15 protein-coding genes are annotated in these 13,006 nt (G+C 69.0%); 7 read left to right on the forward strand and 8 right to left on the reverse strand.

The window, feature by feature from the left end; genetic code table 11:
- Positions 1-278 precede the first annotated feature (278 nt).
- Positions 279-920 carry a DNA-3-methyladenine glycosylase gene (locus AB0D12_RS27595; RefSeq protein WP_362688251.1) on the reverse strand — a complete coding sequence of 214 codons (642 nt, stop codon included), beginning with the start codon at positions 918-920 and terminating at the stop codon, positions 279-281.
- A gap of 74 nt (positions 921-994) precedes the next feature.
- On the opposite strand from AB0D12_RS27595, the gene AB0D12_RS27600 reads away from it, so the two are divergent.
- The 3 genes from AB0D12_RS27600 (at position 995) to AB0D12_RS27610 (ending at position 3,017) form a co-directional block, all read left to right on the forward strand.
- The gene (locus tag AB0D12_RS27600; RefSeq protein ID WP_362688254.1) at positions 995-1,777 is read left to right on the forward strand and encodes a sporulation protein; all 783 of its coding nucleotides are present in this window, start codon (positions 995-997) and stop codon (positions 1,775-1,777) included.
- A 44-nt stretch (positions 1,778-1,821) separates the two neighbouring features.
- Positions 1,822-2,352 carry a YbhB/YbcL family Raf kinase inhibitor-like protein gene (locus AB0D12_RS27605; protein ID WP_362688257.1) on the forward strand — a complete coding sequence of 177 codons (531 nt, stop codon included), beginning with the start codon at positions 1,822-1,824 and terminating at the stop codon, positions 2,350-2,352.
- Positions 2,353-2,507: 155 nt separating this feature from the next.
- Positions 2,508-3,017 (forward strand): HNH endonuclease, encoded by a 510-nt coding sequence (locus AB0D12_RS27610; protein ID WP_362688260.1) that lies wholly within the window; start codon positions 2,508-2,510, stop codon positions 3,015-3,017.
- Positions 3,018-3,070: 53 nt separating this feature from the next.
- Here the strand turns inward: AB0D12_RS27610 and AB0D12_RS27615 are convergent, their stop codons facing one another.
- The 4 genes from AB0D12_RS27615 to AB0D12_RS27630 all read right to left on the reverse strand — a co-directional run bounded on the left by AB0D12_RS27615 (position 3,071) and on the right by AB0D12_RS27630 (position 6,307).
- The gene (locus AB0D12_RS27615; protein WP_362688263.1) at positions 3,071-3,838 is read right to left on the reverse strand and encodes a sulfite exporter TauE/SafE family protein; all 768 of its coding nucleotides are present in this window, start codon (positions 3,836-3,838) and stop codon (positions 3,071-3,073) included.
- 59 nt (positions 3,839-3,897) lie between these two features.
- A complete protein-coding gene (locus AB0D12_RS27620; RefSeq protein WP_362688266.1) occupies positions 3,898-4,857 on the reverse strand; it encodes an SPFH domain-containing protein in 960 nt (319 codons plus the stop codon).
- A 91-nt stretch (positions 4,858-4,948) separates the two neighbouring features.
- Positions 4,949-5,377: an NfeD family protein gene (locus AB0D12_RS27625; protein WP_362688269.1), complete on the reverse strand. Its 429-nt coding sequence runs from the start codon at positions 5,375-5,377 to the stop codon at positions 4,949-4,951.
- 132 nt (positions 5,378-5,509) lie between these two features.
- The gene (locus AB0D12_RS27630; RefSeq protein ID WP_362688272.1) at positions 5,510-6,307 is read right to left on the reverse strand and encodes an ABC transporter ATP-binding protein; all 798 of its coding nucleotides are present in this window, start codon (positions 6,305-6,307) and stop codon (positions 5,510-5,512) included.
- A 135-nt stretch (positions 6,308-6,442) separates the two neighbouring features.
- On the opposite strand from AB0D12_RS27630, the gene AB0D12_RS27635 reads away from it, so the two are divergent.
- Entirely contained in the window at positions 6,443-7,225 is a 783-nt protein-coding gene (locus AB0D12_RS27635; RefSeq protein ID WP_362688275.1) for a hypothetical protein, read from the forward strand.
- Positions 7,226-7,841: 616 nt separating this feature from the next.
- Here the strand turns inward: AB0D12_RS27635 and AB0D12_RS27640 are convergent.
- From AB0D12_RS27640 to AB0D12_RS27650, 3 genes are all read right to left on the reverse strand, one after another.
- The gene (locus AB0D12_RS27640) at positions 7,842-8,087 is read right to left on the reverse strand and encodes a chaplin (protein WP_327322729.1); all 246 of its coding nucleotides are present in this window, start codon (positions 8,085-8,087) and stop codon (positions 7,842-7,844) included.
- Between the two features lie 147 nt (positions 8,088-8,234).
- A complete protein-coding gene (locus AB0D12_RS27645) occupies positions 8,235-8,867 on the reverse strand; it encodes a response regulator transcription factor (RefSeq protein WP_327322730.1) in 633 nt (210 codons plus the stop codon).
- A 25-nt stretch (positions 8,868-8,892) separates the two neighbouring features.
- Positions 8,893-10,038 (reverse strand): GAF domain-containing sensor histidine kinase, encoded by a 1,146-nt coding sequence (locus AB0D12_RS27650; protein ID WP_362688279.1) that lies wholly within the window; start codon positions 10,036-10,038, stop codon positions 8,893-8,895.
- 182 nt (positions 10,039-10,220) lie between these two features.
- Between AB0D12_RS27650 and AB0D12_RS27655 the strand changes: the two genes are divergently transcribed.
- The 3 genes from AB0D12_RS27655 to AB0D12_RS27665 all read left to right on the forward strand — a co-directional run bounded on the left by AB0D12_RS27655 (position 10,221) and on the right by AB0D12_RS27665 (position 12,978).
- The gene (locus AB0D12_RS27655) at positions 10,221-10,919 is read left to right on the forward strand and encodes an SDR family NAD(P)-dependent oxidoreductase (protein WP_362688670.1); all 699 of its coding nucleotides are present in this window, start codon (positions 10,221-10,223) and stop codon (positions 10,917-10,919) included.
- Positions 10,916-11,983, forward strand: a complete 1,068-nt coding sequence (locus AB0D12_RS27660) for an S-adenosylmethionine:tRNA ribosyltransferase-isomerase (protein WP_362688282.1) — start codon at positions 10,916-10,918, stop codon at positions 11,981-11,983. Before AB0D12_RS27655 ends, AB0D12_RS27660 begins: the two co-directional genes overlap by 4 nt.
- A 284-nt stretch (positions 11,984-12,267) precedes the next feature.
- Positions 12,268-12,978, forward strand: a complete 711-nt coding sequence (locus tag AB0D12_RS27665) for a transglycosylase SLT domain-containing protein (RefSeq protein ID WP_362688285.1) — start codon at positions 12,268-12,270, stop codon at positions 12,976-12,978.
- Positions 12,979-13,006 lie beyond the last annotated feature (28 nt).

Genomic DNA, 13,006 nt, shown 5'->3' on the forward strand with positions numbered 1-13,006 from the left:
CCCTTCGTGTTTCCAACTTTACCAGATCCTTTTCCGTTCCGTTTCCGGTTCGGAATTTGATTCCAGTAGCCGTTGGGGGCCTTTTGCCTTTCGGCGTGTTCACTACTTTAGCCGATTCCCCAGGCGACTCATAATCGAGTCATTCGGCTTGGATTTCGGCATGCCGAAATCGCACCCGGTTGGGTTGGTAGTAAGTAGTGGATGGCCACTTCGGGTTGCTGAACAGCAGGGCCCGTTTCAAGCGGCTCGGGCTACGTTAGGCGTCCCGGCAGGCCGAGTCAAGTTGCCCTGCGGCGCGGCGTATGGGCTCGGTAGGGGCTCACTGTTGGGTCGCCGTCGATCCAGAACCGCCAGGGGTGGTGGGCACCCTCGCCGCCGACTCCCGTGCGCGGGCCGCTGCGCACCTGGTCAGAGCTCGGTGCGGTACCGGGCAGTAGGGACAATGGGGCGGCCTGGCCGGCGCAGAGGTCGGTGCCGTTCAGGTCGCGGTCGACGTCGAGGGCCGTGGCCAGGCGGGCGGGGCCTTTGGCCAGTTCCTTGTCACTGCGGGCCGAGAACCGTCGCTTACGTGCGAGGTCGGCGCCTACTCGGATCTCACCGGCGCGCAGGAGGACCCCGCTCGCCATGCCTTCCGGGCCGCACACCACATTGAGGCAGTGCCACATGCCGTAGGTGAAGTAGACGTACGCATGGCCGGGCGGTCCGAACATCACGTCGTTGCGCGCGGTGCGGCCGCGGTAGGCGTGGGAGCCGGGGTCGACCTCGCCCGCGTACGCCTCAACTTCGGTGAGGCGCAACTCGATGGGGCCGTCGTCGGTGAGGCGTGTCAGGGTGCAGCCAAGGAGCTCCGGGGCGACCTCCAGAACAGGGCGGTCGAAGAACTCCCGGGGCATCGGCGTACGGTCGGGGCTCTCGATCATGGCGTATGAGCCTAGCGGGGAACCGACTACGGTCGTCGCGCGTATGTAGGGGTCAGGACCAATAAGGAGTGGACATGGGCTTCAAGAGGCTGCTTGCGAGCTTGGGCGCCGGCGGTGCTTCCGTGGAGACGGAGCTGGCCGAGGCGAACGTGGTGCCCGGCGGTGTGGTGCAGGGCGAGGTTCGCATCCAGGGCGGCTCGGTGGATCAGCTGATCGAGGGGCTCTCCGTCGGTCTGCAGGCGCGGGTCGAGGTCGAAGGTGGTGACCAGGAGGTCAAGCAGGACATCGAGTTCACCAAGCAGCGGCTCGGTGGCGCCTTCGAGGTGAAGGCAGGGGCTGTGCACGTGGTGCCGTTCGGGCTCGAGATTCCGTGGGAGACCCCGGTCACGAGCATCGCCGGGCAGCAGCTGCGCGGGATGAACATTGGTGTGACGACGGAGCTGGAGATCGCGCGGGCCCTGGACTCGGGCGACCTGGACCCGATCAACGTGCACCCGCTGCCGGCGCAGCAGGCGATCCTGGACGCCTTCATCGGGCTGGGCTTCCGCTTCAAGAGCGCGGACATGGAGCGCGGGCACATCCGCGGTACGCGGCAGCGGCTGCCGTTCTACCAGGAAATCGAGTTCTTCCCGCCGCAGCAGTACCGGGGGCTGAACCAGGTCGAGCTCACGTTTGTCGCGGACGACCGCGAGATGGACGTCATCCTCGAGATGGACAAGAAGCCGGGGCTGTTCAGCGAGGGCAGTGACTCGTACAAGGCCTTCAAGGTGGGTCACCACGACTTCCAGTCGACCGACTGGGCGGCGTACCTCAACCAGTGGCTCGCCGATGTCGGCGGGCGTCGTAACTGGCTCTAGGCTCGGATGCGGCAGGACAGGACAGCCGAATCGGAGGTTCAGACGTGACCGAGCTCAAGAGGGCGCCGCTTCCGCACGACTTTCATCCGGCGGTGCCGTCGTTCACGGTGGTGAGCGATGACATCGCGCCGGGGTCGGTACTGAAGGACGCCCAGGTCCACTCGGCGGGCAACACCTCGCCGCAGCTGCGGTGGGAAGGCTTCCCGGCGGAGACCAAGAGCTTCGCCGTGACGTGCTTCGATCCGGACGCGCCGACGGGCAGCGGTTTCTGGCACTGGGTGCTCTTCGACATCCCGGCGTCGGTCACTGAGCTGCCGGCTGGTGCGGGCAGCGGGAAGTTCGAGGGGCTGCCCGAGGGTGCCGTTCAGGTCCGCAACGACTACGGGTCGAAGGACTTCGGCGGTGCGGCTCCGCCGGCCGGTGAGAACCACCGCTATGTCTTCACCGTGTACGCGGTGGACCGGGCGAAGCTCGGGCCCGACGCGGACGTCTCGCCCGCCGCCGTCGGCTTCAATCTGCGGTTTCACACGCTGGCCCGAGCGCAGCTGATCGCTGAGTACGAGGCGCCCGCCTAGAGCTCAGCGTTCGTTTGTTGTTTGCCCTGCCCTGGTCTTGGAGAGATCAGGGCAGGGCATCTTTTATTGCGTTGTCCATCTCGGCGCGCCCGGCCAAAGTTGATCCAAGCCCAAGGCCCGCAATGGGCTGGGCCGGCGAACGGGAGGTGGGCGGGATGCGGGACACGCTGGTACTGAATGCGAGCTTCGAGCCGCTGTCGACAGTGACACTCAACCGTGCGGTTGTGCTGGTCCTGCAGGACAAGGCCGTCGTCGAGCAGGCCCACCCCGGACTCCGTGTGCGTGCTGCCGCGGTCGATCTTCCGGTGCCCCAGGTGATCAGACTCTGCCGCTATGTCAGGGTGCCTTTCCGAAGACAGGCGCCGTGGTCGAGGCGGGGTGTACTGGTACGGGACCAACACCGGTGCGCGTACTGCGGCCAGCGCGCCACGACTGTGGACCATGTGGTGCCGCGGTCGCGCGGTGGTGCGGACAGCTGGCTGAATACGGTCGCGTCCTGCGCCAAGGACAATCACCGCAAAGCGGACCGTACGCCGGAGCAGGCCGGGATGCCGCTGCTCCACGAGCCGTTCGTACCGTCTCCGGCGGACGCGATGCTGCTCGGAATGCGGGCCGGTGAGCGGTCGGAGCTGCCGCAGTGGCTGACGGCGCAGGCGGCCGCATAGGAAGCAGCAGTCTTTATGAGGCCCGCCTCCGTTCGGAGGCGGGCTTTCCTGCGTCAGCGCAGCAGCAGTTGGACGATGGCGACGCTGCCGACCACCACGATCAGTACGCGCAGGGCCGTCGGCGGGAGGCGGCGGCCGATCTTGGCGCCGAGCTGGCCGCCGATGGCTGAGCCGACCGCGATCAGCAGGACCGCTGTCCAGTCGAAGTCCGCGACGAAGAGGAAGAAGAGCGCGGCGATGCTGTTGACGACGGCGGCGAGGACGTTCTTGGCGGCGTTGAGGCGCTGCAGGGTGTCGTCGAGCAGCATGCCCATCAAGGACAGGTAGATGATCCCTTGGGCGGCGGTGAAGTAGCCGCCGTAGACGCTGGCGATCAGCAATCCGATGAACAGGAGCGGGCCACCGTCGGGGTGGGCGTGGCTGCCATTGCGGTCGCGGCGGCGCTGGACGGCCTTGGTGATGCGCGGCTGGAGGATCACCAGGATGAGGGCGAGCGCGACCAGTACCGGCACGATCGTCTCGAAGGCCGTCGAGGGGAGCATCAGGAGCAGCACAGCTCCGCTGATGCCGCCGATCGCGGCGGCGATGCTCAGGCGCAGGAGGCGGCTGCGCTGGCCGGTGAGTTCGGCGCGGTAGCCGATGGCGCCGCTGACCGAGCCCGGAATCAGACCGAGGGCGTTGGAGATGGTGGCGGTGACCGGGGGCAGGCCGGTGGCGAGGAGCACCGGGAAGGTGATCAGTGTTCCTGAGCCGACGATGGTGTTGATGGTGCCGGCGCTGATGCCCGCGGCGAAGACGGCGAGCATCTCCCAAATGGTCACGCTGTGCCTCTCGATGATCGGTGCCGGATGCACCGATCATGCCTGAGGGGATACCGGGGTCAGTCGATGGGGGGCTGCTCGCGGCGTTCCGTGCCGTTGCCGCCGCCGGACTTGCCGGAGCCGGAGCCGCCACCCATGCCGGCCATGGGGTTGAAGTTGCCCATGGCGCCGCTCAGACCCTTGAGCGCGTCGCCGATCTCGCTGGGCACGATCCAGAGCTTGTTGGCGTCGCCCTCGGCGATCTTCGGGAGCATCTGGAGGTACTGGTAGGCGAGGAGCTTCTGGTCCGCGTCGCCGGCGTGGATGGACTCGAAGACCGTACGGATCGCCTGGGCCTCGCCCTCTGCGCGCAGGGCGGCCGCCTTGGCCTCACCTTCGGCTCGCAGGATCGAGGACTGCTTCTCACCCTCGGCAGTGAGGATCGCGGACTGCCTGATGCCTTCGGCAGTGAGGATCGCGGCGCGCTTGTCACGGTCGGCGCGCATCTGCTTCTCCATCGAGTCCTGGATGGAGGTGGGCGGCTCGATCGCCTTGAGCTCGACACGGTTGACGCGGATGCCCCACTTGCCGGTGGCCTCGTCGAGCACGCCGCGCAGGGCCGCGTTGATCTCCTCGCGGGAGGTCAGGGTCCGCTCGAGGTCCATGCCACCGATGATGTTGCGCAGGGTGGTGACCGTGAGCTGTTCGATCGCCTGGATGTAGCTGGCGACTTCGTACGTGGCGGCGCGGGCGTCGGTCACCTGGTAGTAGATGACGGTGTCGATGTTGACCACCAGGTTGTCCTGGGTGATCACCGGCTGGGGCGGGAAGGGGACGACCTGTTCACGGAGGTCGATGCGGTTGCGGATCGAGTCGATGAACGGGACGACGATGTTCAGGCCCGCGTTGAGGGTACGGGTGTAGCGCCCGAAGCGTTCGACGATGGCGGCGCTGGCCTGTGGGATGACCTGGATCGTCTTGATCAGGGCGATGAAGACCAGCACCACCAGAATGATCAGGACGATGATGATCGGTTGCATCGTGTTCCCTGTGCCCTTCGCTGCCGGATGATTCTGATGATCGAGTTTCCCAGAACACGGGCTGATGTGGGGGGTGTTCGGCTTCGATTTGTCACATGACCACGGCGGTGGCTCCGTCGATCTCCACAACGTCGACCTGTTGGCCTGTCTCGTACGACATGGTCGCGTCGAGTGCGCGCGCGGACCACACCTCACCGGCGAGTTTGATCCGGCCGCCACTGCCGTCGACCCGTTCCAGGACGACGGCCTGACGGCCTTTCAGCGCGTCGACTCCGCTGGCGAATTGAGGGCGTTGGGAGCGGTGCCGGGTGGCGATGGGGCGTACAACGGCGATGAGTGCGACGGAGACCACGGCGAAGACGAGCACTTGGGCAACCGTGCCGCCGCCGAGCGCCGCGACGACGGCCGCGGCCACCGCTCCGGCGGAGAGCATGCCGAATTCGGGCATCGCTGTCAGTACGAGCGGAATGCCCAGTCCGACCGCGCCGATCAGCCACCACACCCATGCGTCGATGTCCACGTGGTCATGGTAGGTCCGCCGGTCGCGGTGGGGACAGGGGGCGAGGGCAGGGGCGAGATCAGGTCAGCCGCGGGGGCTGGGCCGGGGCCGCCCCAACTACGGGGCCCGTCGGCCGAATCGGCCGGGCCGGAGTCAGCCGAGCGGGAGGCCCTGCGCGGTCCAGCGCTCGCCGTTCTGCTCGACGACCAGTGGGAGGCCGAAGCAGAGCGAAAGGTTGCGGGAGGTCAGCTCGGTCTCCATGGGACCGGCGGCCAGCACCTTTCCCTGACGGATCATCAGGACGTGGGTGAAGCCCGGGGCGATCTCCTCGACATGGTGCGTGACCATGATCATGGAGGGGGCGTACGGGTCGCGGGCGAGGCGGCCGAGGCGGCGGACCAGGTCCTCGCGGCCGCCGAGGTCGAGGCCGGCGGCCGGCTCGTCGAGGAGCAGCAGCTCGGGGTCGGTCATCATCGCGCGGGCGATCAGAGTGCGCTTGCGCTCGCCCTCGGAGAGCGTGCCGAACTTGCGGTCCAGGTACTCGGTCATGCCGAGGCGGTCGAGGAAGGCGCGGGCGCGCTCCTCGTCGACGGCGTCGTAGTCCTCGTGCCAGGTGGCGGTCATGCCGTACGCGGCGGTGAGCACCGTCTGCAGCACGGTCTGACGCTTGGGGAGCTTCTCGGCCATGGCGACGCCCGCCATGCCGATACGGGGGCGGAGGTCGAATACGTCGACGCCGGCGGTGCCGAGCCGCTCGCCCAGGATCTTGGCCGTACCGGAGGTCGGGAAGAGGTAGCTGGAGGCGATGTTGAGGAGGGTGGTCTTGCCGGCGCCGTTGGGGCCGAGGATGACCCAGCGCTCACCTTCCTTGACCGACCAGGAGACGTCGTCCACCAGAGCGCGTCCGTCGCGGACCACGGATACGTCCACCAGCTCCAGTACATCGCTCATGAGCGCGTTGTCTCCCCATGCAATCGTCTTGAGGTATTGGGGGCGGTTTATGCACCTGTGGGCACAGCTCCCAGGGAAAACTTACGCCACCGGTCGGGTGGCCCAGTCGCCCGGTCCGGTCCCTAGGCTGGGTCCATGCTTTCCGAACCACGCTCAGGACGGCTGGCCGCATGGGGAAATGCCCTGTTGGCCGGATTTGTATCACCGGATGACGCGGCGCTCGCCATCGTCGGCGACGACGCGGTGCACCGGGTGGAGGGGTTGCCGGGCGAGGCGGGCCCGGTCGGACTCACGCTTGCGCTGGGGCGGCTGCGGGCGCTCGGGGTGACCGGGTACCGGGTCGCGCTGCCGGCGCCGGGGCATCCGCTGGGGCTCAGCGGGCCACCGGAGTTCAACGCGCGGGCGCTCGACGCGGAGGAGGCGGTCGTCGCTTCCGGCGCCACGTACGGGCTGGTGCCCGAGGTCTACGAGGCAGGGCCCGCGGGTGATCTGCATGTGGAGGTCATCTGGCACTGCCTGCCGGTGCGGGAGGCGCCGCCCGCGGATGTGCCGTCGCTCGGGGAGGCGGAACGGGAGCTCGCGGAGGCGTTGCGGGACGCGACGGAGGTGCTGTCGCGGCTGGATGTGGCGGCGTCGGGGCCGGTGGCGGAGGCGGCGATCGACGCGTATCGGGCGCGGGCGGAGCGGGGGGTGGGCGAGACGCTGGCACCCGGGTATCCGCCGCGGGCGGTACGGGTGTTGGAGCTGGCGCAGCGGGTCGGGCTGCTGATCTCGGTGGCGTACGAGAACGGGCACGGCGGGGCGGTGAGCGCGTCGGAGATGGCGGCGAGGGGCGAGGCGCTGCGCCCGGTGGAACGGGTGGCGCGACGGGCGCAGGTGGCGGCGTACAACGCGTACGTCGAGGAGCGGGAGCGGTGAGCCTCCGGCGGGGGGCGGCTACCTGTGGCCCGGGCCTGGGGGGTGCGGGGTCTTGTCCAGTGCGGGCTGCCTCCGGCGGGGGCGGGGTCTTGTCGGGTGCGGGCTGCCTCCGGCGAGGTGCGGGGTGCGGGTTCTTGTCGGGTGCGGGCTCCGGTGCCCCTCCGGCCTCGACTCCTCGGGATCGGCGGCGTACAGGCTCTTGGTGCGTGACCCCGGACTTGCCGCCAATCCCCCCACAGTTCGCCGGTGGAAACCACCCACCGGACAGCAACCACGCACGCCCCCGGCCCACCGTCACCACAAGACCGGGCAACTGGTGGGGGCCACCCTGCACGGCCCCTCCCCACCCGAACACACACGGTGCGGCCCGCTGCGTGCCCTCGGTTCGCCGGAGGAAACCACCCACCGGACAGCAACCACCAACGCCCCCGGCCCACCGTCACCGCAAGACCGGGCGACTGCCATCAACGCCCCCGGCCCACCCTGACGACATGACCGAGCAACTGAGGAAACCACCCCACCGAAGAGCAACCGACAACGCCCCCGGCCCACCTCGACCACATGACCGAGTACTTAGGCAGGTGCCTAGGGGCCGGGGGGCACTGATCGGAACCGGTCAGCCGTTGTAGCCGGCGTTTCCGAACGTCGGGTTCAGCGCGCCGATCACGTTGACGGTGTTGCCGACGACGTTCACCGGGACGTGGACCGGGGCCTGCACCAGGTTGCCGGAGACAACGCCCGGGGAGTGGGAAGCCTTGCCATTGGCGTGCGCACCGGTGGTGGCGGACGCCACACCGGCGCCTGCGGCGACGAGGCTACCGGCGACCATGGTGAGGGCAGCGGCCTTCTTCAGGTTCTTCACTTCGAAATCCTCCTGAGCTTCGCTGCGGCCGGCCGCCGCAGCACGCCATGAAGAACGGCCGTGAGTCGATCAGGATGCGCCGTACGGGTGACATACACCCGACGGTATGAATCTCAGATCTGAGCTGGACGCTCCGGTTGGCCCGTCTCAGCCCGCCAGACCGTGCCGCACGGCCCACAGCGCCGCCTGGGTGCGGTCCGCCAGATCCAGCTTCATCAGAATGTTCGAGACGTGTGTCTTGACGGTTTTCTCGGACAGCACGAGCGCCCGGGCGATCTCGCGGTTCGACCGGCCGTCGGCGATCAGGCCCAGTACCTCCCTCTCCCGTTCGGTGAGGGTGCTGCCGCGGCCCGTGCCATTGCTCGGGTCGTCCTGCGAGAGCAGCGCGCCCGCGACCTCCGGCTGGAGCAGCACATGGCCCGCGTGCACGGAGCGGATCGCGCGGGCCAGCGCCTCCGGGTCGACGTCCTTGTAGACGTAACCCGAGGCACCCGCGCGCAGTGCGGGGACGACGGTGCGCTGCTCGGTGAAGCTGGTGACGATCAACACCTTGGCGGGGTTCGACAGCTCACGGAGTTTACGGAGGGCGTCGATGCCGTCCATCCCGGGCATCTTGACGTCCATGAGGACGACGTCCGGCTTCAGCTCCTCGGCGCCGGCGACGCCCTCGGCACCGTCCGCCGCCTCGCCGACGACCTCTATGTCGTCCTGGATCTCGAGGAAGGTGCGCAGTCCTCGCCGTACCACCTGATGATCGTCGACCAGCAGGACACGGATCATCCCAGTCCTCGCATGGGGCACAGCCTCAGCCACCGGGCACCTCCATCTCGATCGTGGTGCCCTTTCCGGGCGCCGATTCCACGGTGAGCGTTCCGCCGACCCCGTTCGCCCGGTCCCGCATCGAGACCAGTCCCAGATGGCGGCCGGCCCGGCGGACCGCCTTCGGCTGGAACCCCTTGCCGTTGTCGGTGACGCTGAGGACCGCACCCTGGCCGCGGCGGACCAGGACCACATCGACCTCGTCCGCGCCGGAGTGCCGCAGCGCATTGTGCAGGGCCTCCTGGGCGACCCGGAGCAGGGCATCCTCCTGGGCGGCCGGCAGCGCTCGGACAACGCAGCTGTCGAAGGTGACCCGGGCGGTGTGCGCGCGGTCGAGGACCTGAATATGCGTACGGAGTGTGTTGACCAGTCCGTCCTCGTCGAGGGCGGCGGGGCGCAACTCGACGACGGCGGCGCGCAGTTCGTCCGCGGCCTCCGCGGCGAGCACGGCGACCTGCTGGAGCTCGCCCTTGGCGCGGGCCGGGTCGCGGTCCACCAGGGCGGCCGCGGCCTGGGCGGTCAGCCGGAGCGAGAAGAGCTTCTGGCTGACCGCGTCATGCAGCTCATGGGCGAGGCGGGAGCGTTCCTCGGCGATGGTGAGCTCGCGGCTGCGCTCGTACAGCCGGGCGTTGGTCAGGGCTATCGCCGCGTGCTGGGCGAGGATGGAGAGCAGCTCCTCGTCCTCGGCGGTGAAGCCGCAGCCTCCGTCGGGTTTGGGACACCGCTTGTTCGCCAGGAAGAGCGCGCCGATGGTCTCGTCGCCGTCCTTGATCGGCAGGCCTAGGAAGTCGGACATGTCCGGGTGGGCGGACGGCCAGCCCTCGAAGCGGGGGTCCTTGCGGACATCGGCGAGGCGCTCCACCTTCGCGTCGCGGAGCATCGAGGCGAGGATGCCGTGCTGCCGCGGAAGCGGGCCGATCGCCTTCCACTGCGCGTCGCTGACGCCGTCGACCACGAACTGGGCGAAGCCGCCGTGGTCGTCGGGCACGCCCAGCGCCGCGTACTCGGCACCGAGGAGCTCGCGCGCCGAGGAGACGATCGTCTTCAGCACGTCACGCACCTCGAGATGCCTGCTCATCGCGAGGAGCGCGGTGCTCACGGCGGCGAGGCCGGAGCGCGGTCGGTGACTCATGAACTCACCGTACCGGTGGGGTGTGACGGTCCGTATCGGGCCGAGGACGGCTACCGCTTAGGGCTCAGGACGTAGGTCGAAATCCCTTGGCGGGTGGGGTCCGGCGCACGAGGCGGTGCGCGGTGTCGCGTTCCTACGTTGGTGGCACCGACGCGGAACAGCGGAACAAGGGGATGGACATCATGCCGGTAGCGGTGATCACTGGGGCTTCGAAGGGCTTGGGGCGTGCGCTCGCGGCGGCCCTCGCCCGGCAGGGCTGGGATCTGGCGCTGGGGGCCAGGACCGCGAGCGTCCTGGAGGAGAGCGCGCGTCATATCCGCGCGGCGTACGGGACGCGTGTGGCGGCGGTGGCCGGGGATGTCACCGATGCCGGGCACCGCAAGGAGCTGCTGGCCGCGGCCCGTGAGCTCGGTGGTCTCGACCTGCTGGTGAGCAATGCGAGCGCGCTGGGGGCCGAGCCGCTGGTGCGGCTGGACGCGCTCCCGCTGGAGGGGCTGCGGGCGGCGCTGGAGACCAATGTGGTCGCCGCGCTCGGACTCGTACAGGAAGCGCTGCCGCTGCTGCGGGCGTCGAAGGCGGGCACGGTGATCGCGGTCAGCTCGGACGCGGCGGCGGAGGCGTACGAGACCTGGGGCGGCTACGGAGCCTCGAAGGCGGCGCTCGACCATCTCGCGGCGGTCCTCGCCGTCGAGGAGCCGGAGCTGCGGGTGTGGACGGTGGACCCGGGCGATATGCAGACGGATCTGTACGCGGCCGCGGTACCGGGCGACGACGACCCGCGACCGGCGCCGGAGACGGTGGCGCCGGGATTCCTCCGGCTGCTGGAACAGCGACCCGCCAGCGGTCGGTACGCCGCGCCCTCGCTGCTGGACGCGCGATGAAGCTGCTGGAGTCGCTGTGGGTGCCCGAGGAGCTGTCGGCCAGAGTGCCTGCCGAGGAGCGCGGATCGGGTCGGGACGACGTACGGCTGATGGTCTCGCGCGGGACGGAGGTCTCCCATCACGCCTTCGGTGACCTTCCCGGGCAGCTGCGGGCCGGGGACGTCCTGGTGGTCAATACGTCGGCCACGCTGCCCGCCGCCGTCAATGGGCGGGTCGGCGGCGAGGCCGTCGTTGTGCACTTCTCGACGCGCGGGGACGACGGGCGGTGGGCGGTGGAGCTGCGCCGACCGGACGGTGCGGGCAGCACTCTGCCGCGCGCCGGCGGGCCGGTAGGTGCGGTCGTACGGCTTCCCGGGGGCGAGCAGCTCGTTCTGGAGGCCCCGCTCGCGCCGGGCGCCGACCGGTTGTGGTGGGCGTCGGTGTCGGTGGATGTGCCGGAGCTGCTGCACCGGTACGGCAGGCCGATCCGGTACCGGTACACGACTGGGGACCAGCCCTTGGCCGCATATCAGACGGTCTTCGCGCTCCCCTCCCCCGACGGGGCGGGATCGGCGGAGATGCCGAGCGCCGGGCGTCCCTTCACGGCGCGGCTGGTGGCGGCGCTGGTCAGCCGGGGCGTGCAGTTCGCACCGTTCACTTTGCATACGGGGGTGGCGTCGGCGGAGGCGCACGAGCCGCCGTACCCGGAGCGTTTCGAGGTGCCGGCGACGACGGCGTGGCTGGTCAATGCCGCGCGGGCGGGCGGCGGGCGGATCGTGGCGGTCGGTACGACGGCGGTCCGCGCCCTGGAGTCGGCGGCGGGTCCGGACGGAGTCGTGCGGGCTGCCTCGGGGTGGACCGATCTGGTCATCACGCCTGGGCGCGGCGTGCATGCGGTGGACGGGCTGCTGACCGGGCTGCACGAGCCGGAGGCCTCCCATCTGCTGATGCTGGAGGCGATCGCCGGGCAGGCGGCACTGTGCCGCAGCTATACCGAGGCAGTGCGCCATCTCTACCTCTGGCACGAGTTCGGCGACGTCCACCTCATACTCCCGGTCGAGGGTGCTCACTCTTTGCATTGCTGAAGCAACGCATGGTGAGATCGGCAGGCGCTCAATGTGAGCCCGGGCATAGGGCGTAGGTCACTTACGAACACCCCTAGTAGGCATAAAAGGGGCATCTCACCCGGTAATCGGTAATGAGTGGGAAAAAGGCGTCATCGCGACGCCCTGATCCACTATCGCGGGTCGTACGTCACACCTTTGCCACAGCATTTTGCTGCCGCTAAGAATTGCTCCCGTCGCCGCCGAGGAGCGCAGCGCCGCACCCGGCCTGATGCGACTTCCGCTATTCGAAGAGGTACGTCTGTATGTCCGCGTTCAGCACCCGCCTGACCAAGACCAACAAGGTCTCGATCGCCGGTATCGCCGCCGCTGCCGTCGCCGCCCTCACGTTCTCCCTCGTTCCGGGTAACGACGCCTCCGCCGACACCCGGACCGAGGCTCTGGCCGCCGCCCCCGTGACCTGGACCACCGGGACCGACGCCGCACAAACGGCCGCTGTCCACGCGAGCATCACCAAGCAGCAGTCGGTCGTCGAGGCCAAGGCCAAGGCCGACGCCGCTGCCAAGGCCAAGGCCGACGCTGCCGCCAAGGCCAAGGCTGAGGCCGCTGCCAAGAAGAAGGCGGCCCAGGCCGCCGCCAAGAAGCGTGCGAAGCAGCAGACCGCCAGCCGCGGCGCCGCCCGCAAGCCGATCTACGCCAACAACCTTGACGGCTGGATCCACGAGTCGCTCGACATCATGAAGAAGCACAAGATCCCCGGCACGTACGAGGGACTGCACCGCAACATCATGCGTGAGTCCAGCGGCAACCCGAAGGCCATCAACGGCTGGGACATCAACGCGATCAACGGTGTCCCGTCGATCGGCCTGCTGCAGGTCATCAAGCCGACGTTCGACGCGTACCACGTCGCCGGTACGGTGCACAGCCAGTACGACCCGGTCGCCAACATCACGGCCGCGGCCAACTACGCCGCCGACAAGTACGGCTCGATCGACAACGTCGACAGCGCCTACTGAGCAGCTCCGGACGGGCTCACTGAGCAGC

This window comes from Streptomyces sp. NPDC048479 (assembly GCF_040651435.1).
Taxonomy (GTDB): Bacteria; Actinomycetota; Actinomycetes; order Streptomycetales; family Streptomycetaceae; genus Streptomyces.